Source organism: Enterobacter sp. WCHEn045836, assembly GCF_003965585.1.
Lineage (GTDB): Bacteria > Pseudomonadota > Gammaproteobacteria > Enterobacterales > Enterobacteriaceae > Enterobacter > Enterobacter dissolvens.
The window spans coordinates 41,285-60,362 of sequence record NZ_RXPT01000019.1; the positions used below are offsets into that span (position 1 = coordinate 41,285).

At 49.0% G+C, this 19,078-nt stretch carries 13 protein-coding genes and 1 other RNA gene; 4 read left to right on the plus strand and 10 right to left on the minus strand.

Translation table 11 applies throughout. From position 1 onward, the window contains the following. Positions 1–88: 88 nt before the first annotated feature. The gene (locus tag EKN38_RS21025) at positions 89–3,703 is read left to right on the plus strand and encodes a tetratricopeptide repeat protein (protein ID WP_014832959.1); all 3,615 of its coding nucleotides are present in this window, start codon (positions 89–91) and stop codon (positions 3,701–3,703) included. Positions 3,704–3,889: 186 nt separating this feature from the next. On the opposite strand, the gene rdrB is transcribed toward EKN38_RS21025, so the two are convergent. From rdrB to smpB, 5 genes are all read right to left on the minus strand, one after another. Then, a complete protein-coding gene (rdrB, locus tag EKN38_RS21030) occupies positions 3,890–6,559 on the minus strand; it encodes an antiviral RADAR system adenosine deaminase RdrB (RefSeq protein WP_014832958.1) in 2,670 nt (889 codons plus the stop codon). After that, positions 6,559–9,258, minus strand: a complete 2,700-nt coding sequence (gene rdrA, locus EKN38_RS21035) for an antiviral RADAR system adenosine triphosphatase RdrA (protein ID WP_014832957.1) — start codon at positions 9,256–9,258, stop codon at positions 6,559–6,561. Before rdrA ends, rdrB begins: the two co-directional genes overlap by 1 nt. A gap of 412 nt (positions 9,259–9,670) precedes the next feature. Next, positions 9,671–10,921, minus strand: coding sequence for an integrase domain-containing protein (locus tag EKN38_RS21040; RefSeq protein WP_014832956.1), 1,251 nt, complete (start codon positions 10,919–10,921; stop codon positions 9,671–9,673). 190 nt (positions 10,922–11,111) lie between these two features. Next, positions 11,112–11,475, minus strand: a transfer-messenger RNA (tmRNA) gene (gene ssrA, locus EKN38_RS21045). 89 nt (positions 11,476–11,564) lie between these two features. Then, on the minus strand, positions 11,565–12,047 hold the full coding sequence (gene smpB / locus EKN38_RS21050; RefSeq protein ID WP_008502505.1) for an SsrA-binding protein SmpB: 483 nt from the start codon (positions 12,045–12,047) through the stop codon (positions 11,565–11,567). Between the two features lie 156 nt (positions 12,048–12,203). Between smpB and EKN38_RS21055 the strand changes: the two genes are divergently transcribed. Further along, positions 12,204–12,641 (plus strand): type II toxin-antitoxin system RatA family toxin, encoded by a 438-nt coding sequence (locus EKN38_RS21055; RefSeq protein WP_014832955.1) that lies wholly within the window; start codon positions 12,204–12,206, stop codon positions 12,639–12,641. Continuing rightward, positions 12,631–12,918, plus strand: a complete 288-nt coding sequence (locus EKN38_RS21060; RefSeq protein WP_003863119.1) for an RnfH family protein — start codon at positions 12,631–12,633, stop codon at positions 12,916–12,918. Before EKN38_RS21055 ends, EKN38_RS21060 begins: the two co-directional genes overlap by 11 nt. 111 nt (positions 12,919–13,029) lie before the next feature. Here the strand turns inward: EKN38_RS21060 and bamE are convergent, their stop codons facing one another. The 3 genes from bamE to nadK all read right to left on the minus strand — a co-directional run bounded on the left by bamE (position 13,030) and on the right by nadK (position 16,132). Continuing rightward, the gene (gene bamE, locus EKN38_RS21065) at positions 13,030–13,368 is read right to left on the minus strand and encodes an outer membrane protein assembly factor BamE (RefSeq protein WP_003863121.1); all 339 of its coding nucleotides are present in this window, start codon (positions 13,366–13,368) and stop codon (positions 13,030–13,032) included. 138 nt (positions 13,369–13,506) lie between these two features. Continuing rightward, positions 13,507–15,168 carry a DNA repair protein RecN gene (gene recN / locus EKN38_RS21075; protein ID WP_014832954.1) on the minus strand — a complete coding sequence of 554 codons (1,662 nt, stop codon included), beginning with the start codon at positions 15,166–15,168 and terminating at the stop codon, positions 13,507–13,509. 85 nt (positions 15,169–15,253) lie between these two features. Next, positions 15,254–16,132: an NAD(+) kinase gene (gene nadK / locus EKN38_RS21080; protein WP_013098356.1), complete on the minus strand. Its 879-nt coding sequence runs from the start codon at positions 16,130–16,132 to the stop codon at positions 15,254–15,256. Between the two features lie 122 nt (positions 16,133–16,254). Between nadK and grpE the strand changes: the two genes are divergently transcribed. Continuing rightward, positions 16,255–16,848 (plus strand): nucleotide exchange factor GrpE, encoded by a 594-nt coding sequence (gene grpE, locus EKN38_RS21085; RefSeq protein WP_014832953.1) that lies wholly within the window; start codon positions 16,255–16,257, stop codon positions 16,846–16,848. Positions 16,849–16,900: 52 nt separating this feature from the next. Here grpE and EKN38_RS21090 read toward each other — a convergent pair whose 3' ends face one another. Together EKN38_RS21090 and EKN38_RS21095 are read right to left on the minus strand one after the other, a co-directional pair. Next, entirely contained in the window at positions 16,901–18,187 is a 1,287-nt protein-coding gene (locus EKN38_RS21090) for an HlyC/CorC family transporter (RefSeq protein WP_043951683.1), read from the minus strand. Positions 18,188–18,205: 18 nt separating this feature from the next. Beyond that, entirely contained in the window at positions 18,206–18,997 is a 792-nt protein-coding gene (locus EKN38_RS21095; RefSeq protein WP_014832951.1) for an inner membrane protein YpjD, read from the minus strand. Positions 18,998–19,078: the final 81 nt, after the last annotated feature.

A 19,078-nucleotide genomic window follows, 5' to 3' on the forward strand; every position in this document is an offset into this window, starting at 1 on the left:
GATATTAGTTGGCAGATATCGTACCTAACGACTGGTTTCGTTGTAGCTTTTTCCTGCTATGCGGGATGTGAAGATTAAAGGATCGATAATGGCAGGAATTGAAGATGTGCCTCAGCTCGAAGGAATGTGGGCACCACTCGATGTCCGACGCGGGCTCAGGCAAATGTTTAGACGTTGGCTACCCACTACTAGTCATCTGCGCTCTGGTTTCGGGCAAGTAGAAATGTTCGATGAAATAGAGCTCCTCGATTTTTGCCAGCACTACCGACTAGAGTATTTTGGTGCAGCAAAGGATATTGCCAAAATCTGGGACGAGTCAAAGGAGCGTATTGCCGATGGAGGTCCTGCTTTCAGTGAGCTAACTCGTCTAGGTTGGATAGTTTTCGACGGTGGTCGCTGGGTTATGCAGTGCTCACCTCCGGGCACGCTTTCGCATATTACGTACCCTACTCCAAGCACAAAGAGTTTTCTAAATAATCTTTCTAAGATCAAACTAGTTCCGAAGACCTTAAATTTGACTCAGGGCGCGCAAACGCTAGCTGCCCAGATATTGGATGAACACTGGTTGGAGCGATATATTCCCACTAATAACCCTGACTGGCTTGCTGGTCGGTTGTGGGAACGCCTATGTGCCCAGTTGAAATTTAAAGAAAATTGCAATGATGCATTTCAGGATTCAACTTCGAATCAGGAAGAAATTCACGATTCGTTGGGTCTAAGAGAAGAGGTTGATAGAGCCTTCCTGGAGTGGTCCGCCTGGTGCCAAGTCCTCGGTGTATACGTTCATTGGGACACTGGCTGGAGAGAAAGCGAAGCGCGCTATTGCCGCGAAGCTGCTAATCGGATTTTGGAGCGTCAGACTCTTTGGGGTTCTTGGGAAAATGATATCCCAAGTTATATAAAGGTACTTGAAAAAACGTTCGCGATTCCGAAAGACCAGCTACGGTTTGCTGGAGTACCTAGGGTGCTTCCACCAAGTACTTTGGTAGGCAAGGCTGATTGGTTTGCAGGAATTGATGTTGAACATATCATGATGGAACGGCTCTTTAAGGGGCAGAATGGTTCTATAGGTGTTGCATTTAGCCTGCTTTGTTCTGAGCTCGAGAAGGTTGATATAGGGCCACATATCTCGTCTTCAGCAACCGCGTTTATGTCGTTTATAGCCGACTATCCAATGGCTTTACAACATTTTCTACTTCGAACTTGCACGGTACCGGAACTATTGATAGATATGCTTATGCATCCTCGTGTTGCATGTTTGGGTACTAAATTAGCAATAGAATGGTGGCCAAAGTCAGGCAGAAATAGCGATCGCAATTTAAATCGTGAAGCGCAGATGAAGGCATTTGCAGTTCAAGACTCGCTATCATTATTGGCTTACCATATTAATAGTAACTCGCTGGATCTTGAGGAGTTTTCCGCATTGATCACGTGGTGCTATTCCAATAACACTGGTCGTGGGCGTGCTTTAGCTGATTCGAGAAGAGTTGTTGGGCGACAACTCCTCGGAATGGCTGCAAAGAAAAGGGAAGGGCTTCAGACTTCGTTGTTGCAATACCTCGTAAGCCAGATTTCCTATAAAAACAACGTACCCAGGGCTCGTTTCGCTGGTGTTCTCGACGGAATTAATTGTCTTTCAAATGCATTGAATGTTGACACCCTTCCAGTTGTTGCACTGTATACAAAATTTGCACGTGATTTAAACTTGGATTGGACCGATACCTCTGATTTATCCTCAGAGTTGGCCGCGCAAATGGTTAAGACCGCATTCTCACAATCGATCGCTGATCGTGATGCCTTTTTGATACCGTTTGATAGTGCGCAACTAATAAGTGTAGCTACTGACGATGAAAGACCGTCTTTGCATTCTTCAATTGCTAAAACATTAAGAGAACACGTGCGATTGCTCGCTCGTGCCGTGGCCGGTTGGCCTGAAGAGAGTATACCGTCGGAATTATTCAATTCGTTAAAATTATTGATCTCTCGAACTGTTATTGAGCATGCTGAAAAAGGACGCGTTGGAGCTTTAACGGAACGTTATAGTCCAAGTAATTTCCTTGCTCGCGAGGATGGGTCTCCAGCAAGAGATCTTGCAGCTGCTTGGCGCAAGTTCGATAGCCATTGTCAGGAAGATATGCTGCAAGTATTCACTCAGTCTGACGATCCTGTTTTTCTCTCTGAGCTTTGCCAGCACTTGCCTGCGGTTGGAAAGTCAAAAATCCAGAGTAGATTACGGCAACTTGGGCCGGGAGAGGCTTCAAGATTTTGGACCTGGTCAGAATTGCAACACCGGATTGAATCGTTATTGTTTGCTGGTGAATATGCTCTGGCTCGCGAGCATCTGAACGATGTTGGGCAAGATTTAGATAGAGCGCCATCGCAGTATCGACTTGGGCTTTTTAGCTTAGAACTTCAATTGCTTATGAAGGAAAGAATGTGGGCTGCAATTGATACCACTGCCATTCCCTTAACGCTGGATGAATTCACGACACGCCAGGCGCAAAACCAGCTCGATTTCTATCGAGCAACATCCCAGCTTTTGCGCCCAAACGGAAATTTGACAGGAGCTTTGGCAGTGTTGCGGCGTTTAGCTGCTATTCCCGGCTCTGCCTCCGCTTATAAGGAGAACATTTTCGCTGTTGCTATCCAACAACTTCTGGGGCCAACCCTGCATCCATTGACTGGTGATAACATATCAATAGGCGAAAGTTTGCTTGCAGAAATCAATGCTGTGGTTAACGTAAATGAGGAGCTTGCCAGCAGCAGCTTACTTGCAAACCGCGCCCTGTTAATGCTTGCCTTACAACGTCCCGAAGAAGCAGTAAAATCAGTAGCTAACCACCGTAGAGAAATGCGCAGTGCGAACATCGAACATATTGTTGTACTAGCAAAATATGAGATGGGACATAGGGACGAAGCGATGGCAATATTGGATGCTGCCATTACAGAGTTTGGTGATGACGACCAACTTGTCGCACTTAGAAATAATCTCCAGTCCGGCCAGCTCCCAGCCAGTATTGCTTCTGCATCTGTAGATGTCGATTTAATATCGTCTATCCGTGCCGCCCTGCAGCAATTAAGTGAGCTCCCGCCTTCATTGGTCGGGAACATACTTGGGCCCACTGGTAGAGGTGTTCGAGGTTATCTCATTCGACAAGTCTCGCGTGCTGTTGCCTCACTTCAACATATGGCTGCGATGCTTCGCGACAGGAAAAATACTGAGGATGAGGCAAAATTTGAGGATGATCTTAACAGCGCAGTGAGAGAGGTGTTAGGAGCTTCACTTTCACTAGCCAAATGGGATGTAGCTGATCAGTCTCTCGGTGGGTCAACGTCTAATGGTAACCCTGGTGAACGAGATGCTGTTATAAGAGTGTCGGGGCAAGAAATTGCCATTTATGAAGCACTTGTTTGTAGTGGGCTTGAGCGAGTCAACATAAAAAAGCATTTTGACAAACTGTTGTCATATGGTATTTGTGAGACCTATTTCCATGTAACTTACTCCTATGCGAAGGAGATCAAACCTCTGTTAGATTATATTGGATGCATGCTTGAATATGAGGCACCGTCAGAACTTACATACCTCCGTTGTGAATATCTGGGGCCACCCGATTATGAGACATGCGGATATATGGCAACCTATCGTATCGATCATCGCGAGGTATCTGTGGTGTTCTTGGTCGTTGACCTTAAATTCACTTAGTTATAGAGGACAGGAGGGAGAAGCATTTCCTTCAACGCTAATGGTAGACCTTTCGTAAGAATCGATGATTTTTCGTAAAGATCAGAGTGAATAAAGTAAGAATGAAAAGAGGCCTTTATGAACCCAACTTTGAGTGTCCATACGGGGGTGAAATCAAATCCACCGTCCTGGGACGGTGGATTTTAATTATACCGGCTCAAATACTGGTTTATGGTTGCGATAAAATTGCTCGATACCATATTGTCTTAGCATCTCCAGCCAGCGTTCAGCTACCGTCCGGCCAATGTTTAGTTCGAAAGCAGCTTCGCGCAATAGCAAGAATTCGGTCCGTAGTGTGGTCGGCATTATGCCCGGGTCGTCGGTATTCACAAGCACTCGTACTGGACCACGCCGTAACCCATAAAGATTGGCCGCTGCGCCATTTACAAGCTGAGACTCATCAGGTGGAGACCATCGAAATATAGGATGTTCAGCATGTGATTTTAGCCGCGCGATATAAACATTCGATGTTGGATTTGCTTCGATAATTAGTCCAAAATTGTCGTATTCGCTCAGCAACCAGTCTTGCAATGCATGCATAAAGTCCAGTTCAGCAATTGTTTCGACATCTTCCAAAACTTTTTCTTTGCGCGTGCTTTTAAAATGAGATTGTACCTGACTCTCATTTCCCGTTCGTACAATGACAAGCTGATCATCCTTATTTGTTTTCAACCATTCATGACGTGCTAAATATAACTTTACTGCCAGAGTCTGTTTGCCCGTAAGCTGCTCGTAATCAGGCAGGGCAACTATTTCCTTGGAATCCAACGTCCCCCTATCAAACAATTCTTTCCAGCAGTGATGGCAGTTACGACGTAGCAGCCACGCCGCAAATAAATCATCAGGTGTTGTATGTCTTAACGGTGAGTTATCAAAGTCAGCCGAACCCATTTCTAAGTCAGACGGATTCATTAGATCCGGTACTTGCCACCAGCTCGACTCACGCCAGAAACGGGCAATCCGCCTCGTGAATAATGGTAGTACTTGCTGCGCCAATGTGACGCTGCTGCTTAAAAGGCTGGCGTAGTGCCATAGCCACACAAGGTTATCTAGGTGTTCATCTAGCGGCAGTATCATTTCGCCCTGTCGCTTTGCCCAAATTTTAGGAACCACCCCTAATGCTAATGCGTGCCCTAACCTATCGCCTTCGCGCATTTCGCAAAAGCGGACCGTTTCGTCGATGTGCCGCATTCCCGAGGCTGGATGAGCGTAGTCTTCTCCGGCATGAATACTTAGATGAAAACCAGTACTGGCTAATTCCTCGCCTTGGCTCGAACTAAAATCACTTCGTAACCAGCGCAGTACTGGCGCAAACCATTCAATTTTTAGGGCATTTTCATCGCCTGCTACATCTAGCCCACGAAACCAACGCGAAGGTTGAAACCGGAAGTTTTTATTGAGATTTCCCCCTAGAAACTCTTCATCACTCCAACCAGAAGCACTTCGCAAATTATGTTTTAATTTCTCTGCGTCTTTCCATAGTTTCTTGCTGTTCGGAGTGGGGCGTTTAATTTGATTATGTTCGACTGACCGCGAAAAATGGCCGCAATACTGCCAGCGCTCTAGGGCCTGAATGCTTGTTAATGCCTTAATATCCAGAGGAATCTCCGATTCGCCGAAGATATACGGCGGCTTGGGCAAATTCAACCCGGCATTAGTGATTAATCCTCTGGCGATCTCGCGAGCTAATTTGGGGTTGAACGATGTTGGTCCCGATTTGATCTCAGAGACATCGTTTGCTCCGGCCCAGATGCGATTTATATTTATCTGATAGTCGTCCCCACGACCAAGCGCTGCTCCATAATAACGCTCAGCGAAGCGCGTTAACCCCTGACCATCCATGATCAAGCTACGGCGTAACGAGTTAGTTGTTTGCCAGAAACACAAAATAGCCGCTCTTTGTAAAGGGGGGGTGTCGGGCGCACGGTAGCGGTAAGATAAATATAAGTGAAGCCACAACCAACGATTAGCATCAGCATGTTGCATGGCACGGGCGAACTCACTCAGTAACCATTCTACCGAGCCAGCGCTAGCGGCTGCTAAGGTGTCTTGCAGTAGCTGCCAATCAGGTAAAGCAATCGGCGTGTCCATCGGTATCAATAAATGCTGGAGGTGCTTTCGCCAATCTTGCCGTTGATCCAACAATAAAGCGAGCAGCCGGTGGGCCCGATGCATCATTATCTTTAAGTGGTCATACTGCTCACGTTCCCAAAGATTTGCTTTTTTACTCAGCGCTAACTTATTCCCGCCAAAAAAATACTTATCTAAAATGATATTGTCAGCGGTAACTCCCCAAAAATGCACATGCCCTTCGGCAAAAGGAAGTGATTGGTTGCCAAGTGGCGCAAAAAACTGAGTTTGGGCTGATACTACGCGTTGAATATTATGCTCGGTTAGCTTCGGAGTATTTTCCAGCCACTGAGCTAGATGCCAGCTAGCCAGCAGCGTTGGATCAATCCCTGCTGCGAGGCGTACATAAGCCTGTACCTCACGCTCGCGATAACATAATAGGTCGCCATTGCGTAGCAGCAGCCTTTCCTGTAATTCTTGTAGCCATGGCAAATCAGGGGTTAACAGCAATCCACCATCACACATATGTCCCATTAATTGGCGAACATCGGTCAACCGGTGCTCACGTGGGTAGCGTGCTTCAACGCCCTCGACCAGTAAATGATAGAAATGTTCTTGGAGATTACTCCAATAATCAGTCGGGAATCCGGCTGATTTTGGCTGTAAGCTTTCCCATAGCAATGTGGCCAAACGCTCATCACTGTAAAAGCATTCGGCAGCATGCTCGCTAAGAGTTCGTTTGAGCATTACGGTGTCTCTTTCGCTGGTTCAATTATATCCAGCTGAGCGGAGATTTCAATAAAAAGCCTGATCAACTCATTGTCTTCATCAAATTCGGCAAGTTGAATCTGCTCAAGGATTTTATCTCGCTGGGCTTTTGTCCTTTTCTTTGCTGCTGTAGTGATGGTGCCTTTATCCAATTTTTGGGCTTTTATTCGTAAGTTTTCTCTCAGGAAACTCTCGATTTTAGCCGTTGAGTCCTTTACAGGCCTAGGCCATTCAATATCAATAGCCTTATCAATCCACATTTTTAATGGATGCTCAGCGAGGCAATAACTTATTGTACGGGTATTTCTGCCGTAAGTGCTTCTATTTTCGTAAGTTTCATCGCGATTAATGATTTGTGCATTAGTTGGCGCGAATGGACCAATGTTTGTAGTGAAAAGAGGGTTGTTCGCAAAGTTTTTCAGTCTATCTAAATTGAGGTTGGTCGTTGCTACCACATTCGGTAAACCGAATAACTCTCCTTTTTCAAAACTACCAAAAGCAGACCAGGTGGCGTAAAATGTATGAGCCACTATATTGATGGATGGGCCGATAAGGTATATCCCTTTTGCCGGTTTTATATTGCGAGTTACTTGACTATATACCTTATTGAATACCTTATAAACCAACCAAGGTGACAGTTCTATTATATCCACCTCATGATTGTTACGCCATTCGTTGATATCAGCCACCAAGGAGCCAATTAATTCAAAGGGATAATCCGATTCAACCTCTATCGCATCTTGTTCCTCTCCGCTCGCATCTTCAAGTGTAAGAGTTTTGGTCGGAGCCAATGCACGGGTAGAAAAGAAAGGCGCTCGATTCAAAATGGCTTGAATGTCTTCCTGGGAAACCGGCCCAATAATACTGGCAATGATTAGCTCAAAAATACGACCTATATTCAACAGCATCGTCTGATTGGCATTTGTATAAAAATTGCGCTGTGCTAGCAATGTAATCAAAAATGTTGCTCTGTTTTTATTAGCTTCATCTAGATCTTCTAGCGTAAGTGAAGAGATAAGTTTCTTATAATCCCAGCGACTGGCTGCATTAATTCCAACTTCTGCCACAGGGTATGGCAAAATAGTTTGTCTAGATTTTAGACCAGCAAGCCATTCACTAGGTAATCGGTTTTCCAATGCACTAGGCCATGCTGAAAGATCTGCAGTTTTATCAAAAAAATCAAGCTCAGTTTTATTGTGTGCCAACGGCTGGAATAATGGTGTATCAAAAATACTACTCTGGCGTAATAGTGGAGAAGATGATGCCCAAAATTTCCAATGTTGTTTGGCAAGCAACACTAAATAAACTGCGCCAGCTCTGGGTTCAAAACGGAAGTATTCTGCTATTTTTTTAGTTAAATCACTTTTCGTTATGCTGTCCTGGTCACCATCTACGTGTTTAATCTTACACAGGGAATAGTCAACTGGAGAAATCTCTTTCATTCTTTCTGAGAATGCTTTGTATGCATCCCCATATTCACGTTTTACTCTTTCATTTAGCTCACTATGCCTAGATTGGAAATTAGCCAAGACTTCTAATGGTACGGTTGGCATCTGCCAGATCCGGCGCACTTCTAATTCGTTTTTAGCGCCACGAATTGCATCAGGTAACAGGGGGATAAAGGAACTACAATGATTTACAAGTTGGGTCAAACTGCGTATAGACGGTATAGGTAATAACAGGCGACTATCTTCTTGGCCGTTTACTGGTCCTTCTAAAAATGCTCCCATCCAAGAGATAAAGTTACGCAGTGGCATAATATCGCCATGCTTTTCATCGTATAAATAGATGTTTTCCTGCTGCCAGTAGGTGCTGACAGCTGGCATGGTTAATCGACGCGGGAAAGGAAGGATTTTACGCTGATATTCATCGGCTAATTCAAGTGCTTTTGTATATGCTAATTCTGACCGGTATGCGGAATCTTTGGTCAATCGGCTATGAAAATCCCGCCATGTCACTTCATTATACAGGCCGCGGTCACCGCTAACGATGGGGAGCACATAAGGTGTTGTCAGGTAGCGACGAATAATCTCTAAGTTCTCAAAGGCACGATTTAGGGATGTATCCACATCGTCAATAGGTAGGATCAGTAGCTTTTTACCTATAAGCTCTGTAGCTTCACGAAAGAAGTCTTGCACGCAGTCGGCTAGATGTTTATTGCCATACATAGCACGAACTTTGTCCATTCCTTGGCGCTCTTTCTGTGTATCGACGGCTTCCAGCGAATGTGCGAGCTTATCCAAGGCCTGATTCAGCATGCGAGATCGTTCAGGGTTGTTGCGTTGGGCCTGCTTGATTCCATCATCATGCAGCACTGCAGCCACTAAAATATGTAGGAATAATGACTCTCCATCTTCTAGCAAGGTTGGGTCGATTGGCTCCAGAATGTGGATATCTGACAACAGCTTGCTGTGCTCCAGAGCGAGATAACGTTGGAGGTTAACGAGTACTGCTGTTTTGCCGGTACCACGGGCACCATCGATAGATATAGCATTATGTGCACGTAGCTCATTTAGCGGCTTTCCTTTTGCCTCATCAGCACGATCTCTTGCTTCTATGATGAATGCTGCTAACCTCTCGTAAATCTCCTCGCGTGGAAGTAAGGTGTTGGCGTCATGTAATACTGCCGTCTCGCCTACGTTAAGTGGTATGTATTTGCGTTTTTCTTGATGATTCATGTGCGGGACCTAGGATTTTCCTTTCGGCGATACGCCGTGGCATGAAATAACCTATTGTTATCTTAAGATATACTACGTTATGACTCATGTGCTTTGGGAGTGTTTTTACGAGATTTTTTCATAATTCTGATGAAGCTCAAAAGTGGCAATTTTTTCAATTGAATCATTTCCCAATTGGCATTAGAGAAAAGGTGTGCTGATACCCAAGCAATGTGAAAATTGATTTAGTCGTATAGCTCTCCAGTGAAGAGAATCAAAGAATTCTCCCTTACTTATAGTTCTACTTAGCTCGTCAATCCCATATTTTATGGTTTATGGCAGGGTTGTCACCCTGCCGGTGTTTATATCGTATCGCAGGCATGGTTCTACACAGTCAAGTTAAGGTATTGGGGCAGCCCTTGGTTTATAAGTATTATCCAACGAGTCTTATTCCTCTTAATCCACTTTTAACTAAATTTTCTCTATCTGTTGTTATAATAAAATCAGCCCACCATTGCATCATAGGTCGTCGCTGCTCAAGATAATCACTGCGGTTATACGCACGACGAACCTCGTTCTTATCCACGTGGGCCAATGCCGCTTCAATAACGTCAGGTGGAAAACCCTGTTCGTTAAGGGCTGTACTGGCGATAGAACGCAAACCGTGTGAAACGAGCATACCACCAAAACCTGCACGTTTTAGCGATGCGTTAACGGTCTGGCTATTCATTGGCTGGTTGGGCTTAATACGGCTAGGAAAGATAAATTCTCGGTTCCCGCTTAACGGCTCCATCATCTCCAGCACAGCTATTGCTTCATCTGACAAGGGCACAGTATGGTCGCGGTTCATTTTCATGCGTGCTGCAGGAATTTTCCACTCTCGCGCTTCTATGTCTACCTCTTCCCAGCGAGCTTCAGCCGCTTCGGCAGGGCGGGTAATAGTAAGAAGTTGCCACATGAACAGGCAGCGTGTGGAAAGGCTAATGCTGGCTGTTCGCATTGTATGCATCAGTTGAGGTAGCTGATCTGGTCGAATGCTGGGCATGTTCTTTTTCTGAGGCTTCTCGAAGGCTTTACCGATATTAACGCTGGGAACAGCATCAATCAGTCCTGTGTTTTGGGCATAGATCATGACCTCATTAATGCGTTGGCACAGGCGACGAACGGTTTCCAGTGCTCCTCTGGCCTGAACTGGTTGGATGGCCTGAACCAGTGTGTGAGCTTTAATATCTGTAACGCTAATGTCGCCAATTGCAGGAAAGACATCTCTTTCAAGAGAGCGCCAGATATCGTCGGCATAGTCCTCTGTCACGCCGGCTTTCTTCACATTCCACCATCGTTCAGCCACGAGTTGGAAAGTATTGGTTTTAGCTTCAAGCGAACTGCGAAGTTGTTCTTGCTGATGTTCCTGTGGATCGATTTGTTTCGCAAGGAGAGAGCGAGACTCTGCCCGATAGTTTCTGGCATCGGCAAGCGTAACCGACGGGTAGGGGCCTATGCTCTTTTTCGCACATTTCTTGGTGACAGGGCGAATGTAGCGAAACTGCCAGATTTTACTCCCGCTGGATTTGATAAGTAGCTCAAGGCCATCGCCATCATAGAGAACGTAGTCCGCTCCCTTGGGTTTAGCAGATTCGATTTCTTTAACGGATAGAGGTTTGTCTTGCCATTGCCGGGTTTCCATAGTTTTAGGCACCTCAAAAACAATAAAGCTTTTTGAGGTGCCTAACAAGGTGCCTAAAAGGTTCGGATTTAATTAGTTGGTATCAGACTTCGCGGGACAACTTGAAGGCACAAAAAAGCCCGCAGGGCTTGCGCCATGCGGGCTCTCAGGACTTCATCGGATGACTCTGGTAATCACCGATGGAGAATTTTGGTGGAGCTGGCGGGAGTTGAACCCGCGTCCGAAATTTCTACATCCTCGGTACTACATGCTTAGTTTGTCTTTACATTCGCACGCCAGCTGCGGACAGACACGCCACTAACGAACTAGCCTGATTAGTTTTAACGCTTCAACCCCAGGCAGGGCTTCCACGCGATCTCTTTTGGGTTTGACCTCTCTTTGATCCCCGTCTTAAGAGCGGAAGCTAGGGAGAGAGGGCTCAGAGCAGGTTATTAAGCTGCTAAAGCGTAGTTTTCGTCGTTTGCGACTATTTTTTTGCGGCTTTTAACGAGGCAAACCGCCCCTCGGCATGCACCTTGGGTTTCGCAAATCCCGTCGAATCCAGAATCAGCCCCAATAGTGTTGAACTCAGTATACCAGATTTCACTTCCTGGATACCAGCCCGGAACGCTAACTTATTGAATAGTACAATAAGTGTGCAGAATCAACGTCCTGCGTTTTTCATAATACGTGCTTTGTCGAGCTGCCATTCGCGCTCTTTCAGGTCAGTACGTTTGTCGTGCTGTTTTTTACCTTTAGCGACGCCAACTTTCACTTTGCACCAGGCGTTTTTCCAGTACAGCGACAGTGCGACCACGGTAAACCCTTCACGGTTAATGCGCCCGTAGAGGGATTCCAGTTCACGCTTGTTCAGCAGCAGCTTACGGGTGCGCGTTGGGTCACACACGTAGTGCGAAGAGGCGACGGTCAGCGGCGTAAAGTTGGCACCGAACAGGAAGGCTTCGCCATCTTTCAGGATCACATAGCTATCGCCGATGTTGGCTTTCCCGGCGCGCAGGGATTTTACTTCCCAGCCCTGCAGGGCAAGGCCAGCTTCAAATTCTTCTTCAATGAAATACTCATGGCGAGCACGCTTGTTGAGCGCAATGGTCGCCGAGCCTGGTTTATGTGCTTTTTTCTTCGTCATAAGTGTCGTAAAGCCGTCGGTAATCTGATTTCAAAAAGTCACCTCATTGCGTCCTGTGAGGTCTAACGCGCTATCTTAGCACGAGATGAGGCTTAGCGTTTTTTTAACAGGTGATAAATGTTATTATTTGTCCGTTGTGTGACCATGGGAAAAGCTATGCCTCAGATTAGCCGTACTGCGCTTGTACCTTACAGCGCGGAACAAATGTATCAGTTAGTGAACGATGTTCAGTCCTATCCAGAATTTATTCCGGGATGCACCGGGAGCCGCGTTCTGGAGTCTGGCCCGACGCAGATGACGGCGGCGGTGGATGTCTCCAAAGCGGGGATCAGCAAGACGTTCACCACCCGCAATACGCTGACGAGCAATCAGAGTATTTTGATGCATCTGGTGGATGGTCCGTTTAAGACCCTGATGGGAGGCTGGAAGTTTACGCCGCTGAGCGCTGATGCCTGCCGCATCGAGTTCCATCTGGACTTTGAGTTTACCAATAAGCTGATTGAGCTGGCGTTTGGCCGCATCTTCAAAGAGCTGGCGTCCAATATGGTTCAGGCGTTCACGACCCGCGCCAAAGAGGTCTACAGTGTCGCATAAGATAGCGGTGGAAGTGGTCTATGCGTTGCCGGAGAAGCAGTATCTGCAGCGCGTGACGCTGGAAGAGGGCGCAACCGTTGAGGCGGCTATCCGCGCCTCCGGCATTCTGGAGCTTCGTCGCGATATCGATCTGGCAAAAAATAAAGTCGGCATTTACAGCCGCCCCGTGAAGCTCGGTGATGTGCTGAAAGAGGGCGACCGGGTGGAGATTTATCGTCCGCTGATTGCCGACCCGAAAGAGCTGCGTCGCCAGCGTGCGGAGAAATCTGGTAAGTAGCGCTTTCTTTCCCCTGTAGTGGCACTGCGCTTACCGGGGCTACGATCCAGTGCGAAATGTCGATACAAAAAAGGTGCTCATTGAGCACCTTTTTGCATTTCTGACGCCGGATTATTTGGTCAGGGCAGGCTTGTTGTCGATGTTGGTCAACACACCGGCGCTGCTGAAGGTCAGCGTCAGGGTCTGCTGGGTCACATCTTCGTGGCCTGGCTGCTGACGGAATACATAGAACCAGGTGTTGGTGCCGAACGGATCGGACATCATCGGGGTTCCCAGTGCATAAGCGACCTGCTGTTGTGTCATCCCTACACGGATTTTAGACACATCGTTAGGGGTAAGGTAGTTCCCCTGGTTGATGTCAGGACGGTAAACCACTTTCTCCAGAGTGGAACAGCCTGCGGTCAACATCAGAAGAACCGCAGCGGCAGCGGTCAGCGTTTTACAGCGCATAGTGATTTGATTCCTTTTCGGGCCCGAGCAGTACGCGGCTCATATGTAATATGCCGATGATAATAGACCTTGCCCCACTTTGAAACCGGTCTGGCGGCGTTTTTGTTGTTCTGTATGACCCTGAGATCCCGAAAAAGTTTATGCCGCCAGCAGTTCTTTCGCATTCGCGAGCGTATTGCGGGTGACTTCGCTGCCTCCCAGCAGACGAGCCAGCTCCTGCAGACGCGAGCGTTTATCCAGCGGTTTCATGTGCGTTTCGGTCATTTCACCGTCCGTTTCTTTGCTCACGATAAAGTGATGATGACCACAGCCCGCCACCTGCGGCAGGTGGGTGACGCACATCACCTGCGTTGATTCGCCCAGCTGGCGCAGCAGTTTACCCACCACTGCGGCTGTCGGGCCGCTGATCCCCACATCCACTTCATCGAAAATCAGCGCCGGGGTTTCCATTTTACGGGCGGTGATAACCTGAATCGCCAGAGCAATACGGGAGAGCTCACCGCCGGATGCCACTTTGGAAATAGGCTGTAACGGCTGGCCTGGGTTGGTGGTGACACGGAACTCGATGCGATCCGCGCCTTCCGCCGTCAGGGAGTTCTCTTCGAAGCGGACATCAATCGTGAATACGCCGTGTGGCATCGCCAGCGTATGCATGCTGTCGGTAATGTGCTGGCTGAGTTCCTGAGCATAATGCTGACGAACATCATGCAGCTGTTTTGCCGTGGTCAGCGCCTGCTGATGGTGCTGGTTAACCGCTAGAGTCAGCGTTTCCAGTGAATCAGCCTGATCGTCGAGTTGCTGCTGTTCATCAAGGAGAGACTGATAGAACGCAGGCAACTCTTCCGGCGTGACGTGGTGCTTGCGCGCCAGCGAAATCTGACGGGAAATGCGCTGTTCCAGCTCAAACAGACGGTTGGGGTCGAGATCCAGACGTTCACAGTAGTGGCGCAGTTCATCACCGGCTTCAGAGATTTGAATCGCCGCTTCTTCCAGCATATCCAGCACGCCGGACAGTTTGCTGTCCATGCCCGCCAGCTCGGTAACAAGCTGACGCACGTTATACAGCTGGCTTTGCAGATTAACGTCTTCGCCATCTGCCAGTAAGGTGAGGGCATTCTGGCTGGTAGAGAGCAGATGGCCACTGTTGGCCAGACGCTTGTACTCTTCGTCAATGAGTTCGAACTCACCCGCCTGCGGATTAAACTCGTTCAGTTCTTTGAGCTGATACTCCAGCAGTTCGGCGCGTGCGGCACGCTCCTGGCTTTGCTGCTGATGCTGAGCCAGCTCGCGGCAGCTCTGGTGCCACTGGCGATAGTGTTCTGCCATCAACTGAGTAAGTGCATACTCACCTGCATAGCCATCGAGCAGCGATTTTTGCTGCTCCGGCTTAACCAGCTGCTGATGCGCGTGCTGACCATGGATCTGAATAAGCAACTGGCCCAGCTCGCGAAGCTGAGAAAGCGGTACCGCCGTACCGTTGATAAAACCGCGTGAACGACCGTCGCTGCTGATAACGCGACGAAGTAAACACTCACGTCCATCTTCAAGCTGGTTTTCTTCGAGCCAGCGCAGGGCCGCAGGGGTGTCTTTCAGGGAGAAGCGAGCGCAGAGATCAGCACGGTTGGCGCCCATGCGCACCATGTCACCCTCAGCACGCCCGCCAAGGCACAAGCCGAGGGCATCAATGGCAATGGATTTACCCGCACCGGTTTCCCCGGTGATCGCCGTCATGCCGCTGTGGAAATCGATCTCAAGCTCACGAACAATGGCAAAGTTGCTGATGGTCAGTTGTGCCAGCATAATTGTTTTCCTGTATGAAAAACCATAACTGTGTTTTCATGCAGTATAAACTGGTTTTTTATACAGTAAAGTGCTGGATGCAAAATCAGAACAATTTTTTTGACCAGCCAAGCTTCGAGCTTAATGTATTGAAATAGCTGTAATCTTTCGGGTGAATTAGGTTCAGGTGGTAATCACACCGACGAATCAGTACATCTTCACCTTCCTGAATAGGCAGTGCGATCTGGCTGTCGCAGCTGATCTCCAGGTCATTACGGCGATGCGAGAAACGCAGGCGGATGGTGCTGCTGCCGTTAATCACCAGAGGGCGGGCAGAAAGGGTGTGCGGGAACATCGGCACCAGCGTAATGGCATCCAGCGAAGGCGTCAGGATTGGTCCTCCCGCGGAAAGCGAATAGGCGGTCGAGCCCGTCGGCGTGGAGATAATCAGCCCGTCAGAACGCTGGGAGAACGCGAAGATTTCATCGATATACACTTCGAACTCAATCATATGCGCCACTTTGCCGGGGTGAAGCACCACCTCGTTAATGGCGGTACTGATGCGTTTCTGGCAGTCCTGCTGACACACCTGCGCTTCCAGTAAAAAACGTTTTTCGCTGATGTAGTGTCCTTCCAGCACATCGGCCAGCTGCTGCTGCGCGTTGTCCGGGTCGAGGTCGGTCAGAAAACCGAGATTGCCACGGTTGATGCCGATGACTTTTATGTCGTAGCGCGCCAGCGTGCGGGCCGCGCCGAGCATGTTGCCGTCGCCGCCGACCACCACGGCGAGATCCGCCTGCTGTCCAATCTCTGCCAGCGTGCCGGTTTTGACGCTCTTAAGCTGCAGTTCCTGAGCGATCTGCTGCTCAACCATCACCTCATAGCCTTTGCTACACAGCCAGCGATACAACATTTCATGTGTCGTCAATGCCGTAGGGTGACGCGGGTGCCCGACGATCCCAATACACCTGAAATGATTATTCATTTTCTGGAGGTCCTTGTGCCTGATGAATGATGACAATCTCTCTTGTTCCCTTGAATCCAGGAAACTGATCCCCATAATAAGCGAAGTTAGCGAGATGAATGCAGAAAAACGCGGAGAAATTCATGAGTAGTAAAGAACAGAAAACGCCTGAGGGGCAAGCCCCTGAAGAAATTATCACGGAACAGCACGATGACGTTGAGGCTGTAGAGCCAGACGCATCTGCTGAGCAGGTGGACCCGCGCGATGAAAAAATTGCGAATCTGGAAGCCCAACTGGTAGAAGCACAGAATCGCGAACGCGACAGTGTTCTGCGCATCAAGGCGGAAATGGAAAACCTGCGTCGTCGTACCGAACAGGACGTTGAGAAGGCGCATAAGTTTGCGCTGGAGAAATTCGTCAACGAACTGCTGCCGGTAATCGACAGCCTCGATCGCGCGCTGGAAGTGGCTGATAAAGCGAATCCGGACAACGCGGCAATGATCGAAGGTATCGAACTGACGCTGAAATCCATGCTGGACGTGGTGCGTAAGTTCGGCGTGGAAGTGATTGCCGATACCGACGTCCCGCTGGATCCTAACGTACACCAGGCGATTGCGATGGTGGAATCAGAAGACGTTGAAGCCGGTAAAGTGCTGGGCGTGATGCAGAAAGGGTATACCCTGAACGGCCGTACCATCCGTGCTGCGATGGTGACCGTGGCGAAAGCGAAAGCGTAATTTGCCGTCCCGTAGTGCCGGGCGGCGGCTTCGCCTTGCCCGGCCTACAACTTTATTCCGCGATACTTTCGCGCAGTGGTTTAACAGGCAGGACCTTCACCTGCTTAATCATATTGTCCTGCACGTCCAGGATATCAATATCATACTGCTCAATACGCACCCGCGTGCCAGCCGCCGGGATCTCTTCCAGCGCTTCCAGAATCATCCCGTTGATGGTGCGAGCCTCATCTTCCGGCAGATGCCAGTTAAAGGCTTTATTGAGTTCGCGGATGTTCGCGCTGCCGTCAATCAGTACCGAGCCATCGTTTTGTGGCGTGACCTCTTCCGCGAGAGAAGGGGACATGGAGGTGGTAAAGTCCCCGACAATCTCTTCCAGAATATCTTCGACCGTCACCAGCCCCTGAATATCGCCATACTCATCGACCACCAGGCCGACTTTCTTCTTGTTACGCTGGAATTTCACCAGCTGCGTGCTGAGCGGCGTCCCTTCCGGTACGTAGTAAATCTCGTCGGCGGCACGCAGCATCACCTCTTTGGTGAACTCTTTTTTCTCGGTCATCAGGCGATACGCTTCCCGCACGCGCAGCATGCTGATGGCGTCGTCCAGGGAGTCGCGATACAGCACAATGCGTCCGTGCGGGGAGTGGGTCAGCTGGCGGACGATGGCCTTCCAGTCGTCGTTAATATCAATCCCGACGATTTCGTTACGCGGCACCATAATGTCGTTAACGCTGACCTTTTCCAGATCCAGCACCGACAGGAGCATGTCCTGATTGCGGCGTGAAATCTGCGAGCGGGATTCGTTCACGATGGTGCGCAGCTCGTCTTTGCTGAGTGCACTGCTGATGGCGACGTCGGCTTTGATGCCGACCATGCGCATCAGGATACGGGTGACCATATTCAACAGCCAGACCAGCGGCATCATCAGGATCAGCAGCGGTGCCAGCAGGAAGCTGCTCGGGTAAGCCACTTTTTCCGGATAAAGCGCAGCGATAGTTTTGGGGAGCACTTCCGCAAACACCAGCACCACAAAGGTCAGGACGCCGGTGGCAATCGCGACCCCGGCGTTGCCGTACAGGCGCATCCCGACAATGGTGCCCAGCGCAGAGGCGAGGATATTGACGAGGTTGTTACCGATAAGCACCAGGCTTATCAGGCGATCCGGTTTACGGAGCAGTTTTTCAACGCGACGTGCGGCGCGGTTACCCTGTTTAGCACGATGACGTAACCGGTAGCGGTTTAAGGTCATCATGCCGGTTTCCGAGCCAGAGAAATAGGCGGAGATGACCACCATGACGATCAGCGTAACGATCAGCGTGGTGGTAGAGATGTGTTCCAGGGGGAACTCCTTTGTTACTTAGCCAGCAAATTGCTGTATGAAGCGGCTACCGAAATAGGCAAGGGTGAGAATGCCCGCACCCGCGACGTTGAACCAGACCACGCGACGACCGCGCCAGCCTTCATGATAATGGCCCCATAACAGGACAATATAGACAAACCACGCGATGATGGAGAGCACCGCTTTGTCGATATTCTCCACGCTGAACAGGTTTTTCATATAAAACAGGCCGGTGCAGAGCGTTAAGGTCAGCAGCACGACACCCACCTGGGTGATGTGGAACATCTTACGCTCAATGACCATCAGCGGCGGCATCTCATGGTTAAACGCCAGCTTTTTATTTTTCAGCTGGTAGTCAATCCAGGCAAGCTGCATGGCGTAGAGCGCGGCAATGATCAGCGTTGCGTAAGAGAACAGCGACAGGCCGATGTGTACCAGCATGCCCGGCGTGGCTTCCAGATGCGTAATGAACTCATTGGGCATAAAGGTGGCTAAGGCCAGATTGATCAGCGCGAAGGCATAAACAATGGGCAGCAACAGCCAGCCACGATTCTTCGAGGCAACAATCGTCATCACCGTACAGATCATCAGGCTGACCAGCGAGCCGACGTTCAGCACGCTCAGGTTTTGCACGCTGCCGTCACCGGGAATGATGCGTGATTCCAGCGCAAAAGCGTGACTAATCAGTGCGATCACCGCCGACAGAATAGCCATGCGCCGCCAGCCGCTGTTTTTTTGCAGCAGTCCGGGAATGATCAGCGCAAGGCTGACAGAGTAGGCAACAAGGGCGATCAGTGCGAAAACAGGCATATAGGCATCGACAGTTGTCTTAATAAGAAAGAGAAGCAGTATAACGTTACGTGACGCCTGCTCCAACCGTTGCATAACAAC

Excerpts from the sequence above, each read along its gene's own strand:
- EKN38_RS21025 (WP_014832959.1), top strand. The coding sequence starts at position 89 with ATGGCAGGAATTGAAGATGTGCCTCAGCTCGAAGGAATGTGGGCACCA.
- rdrB (WP_014832958.1), bottom strand. The coding sequence starts at position 6,559 with ATGCTCAAACGAACTCTTAGCGAGCATGCTGCCGAATGCTTTTACAGT.
- rdrA (WP_014832957.1), bottom strand. The coding sequence starts at position 9,258 with ATGAATCATCAAGAAAAACGCAAATACATACCACTTAACGTAGGCGAG.
- EKN38_RS21040 (WP_014832956.1), bottom strand. The coding sequence starts at position 10,921 with ATGGAAACCCGGCAATGGCAAGACAAACCTCTATCCGTTAAAGAAATC.
- smpB (WP_008502505.1), bottom strand. The coding sequence starts at position 12,047 with ATGACGAAGAAAAAAGCACATAAACCAGGCTCGGCGACCATTGCGCTC.
- EKN38_RS21055 (WP_014832955.1), top strand. The coding sequence starts at position 12,204 with ATGCCTCAGATTAGCCGTACTGCGCTTGTACCTTACAGCGCGGAACAA.
- bamE (WP_003863121.1), bottom strand. The coding sequence starts at position 13,368 with ATGCGCTGTAAAACGCTGACCGCTGCCGCTGCGGTTCTTCTGATGTTG.
- recN (WP_014832954.1), bottom strand. The coding sequence starts at position 15,168 with ATGCTGGCACAACTGACCATCAGCAACTTTGCCATTGTTCGTGAGCTT.
- nadK (WP_013098356.1), bottom strand. The coding sequence starts at position 16,132 with ATGAATAATCATTTCAGGTGTATTGGGATCGTCGGGCACCCGCGTCAC.
- grpE (WP_014832953.1), top strand. The coding sequence starts at position 16,255 with ATGAGTAGTAAAGAACAGAAAACGCCTGAGGGGCAAGCCCCTGAAGAA.
- EKN38_RS21095 (WP_014832951.1), bottom strand. The coding sequence starts at position 18,997 with ATGCCTGTTTTCGCACTGATCGCCCTTGTTGCCTACTCTGTCAGCCTT.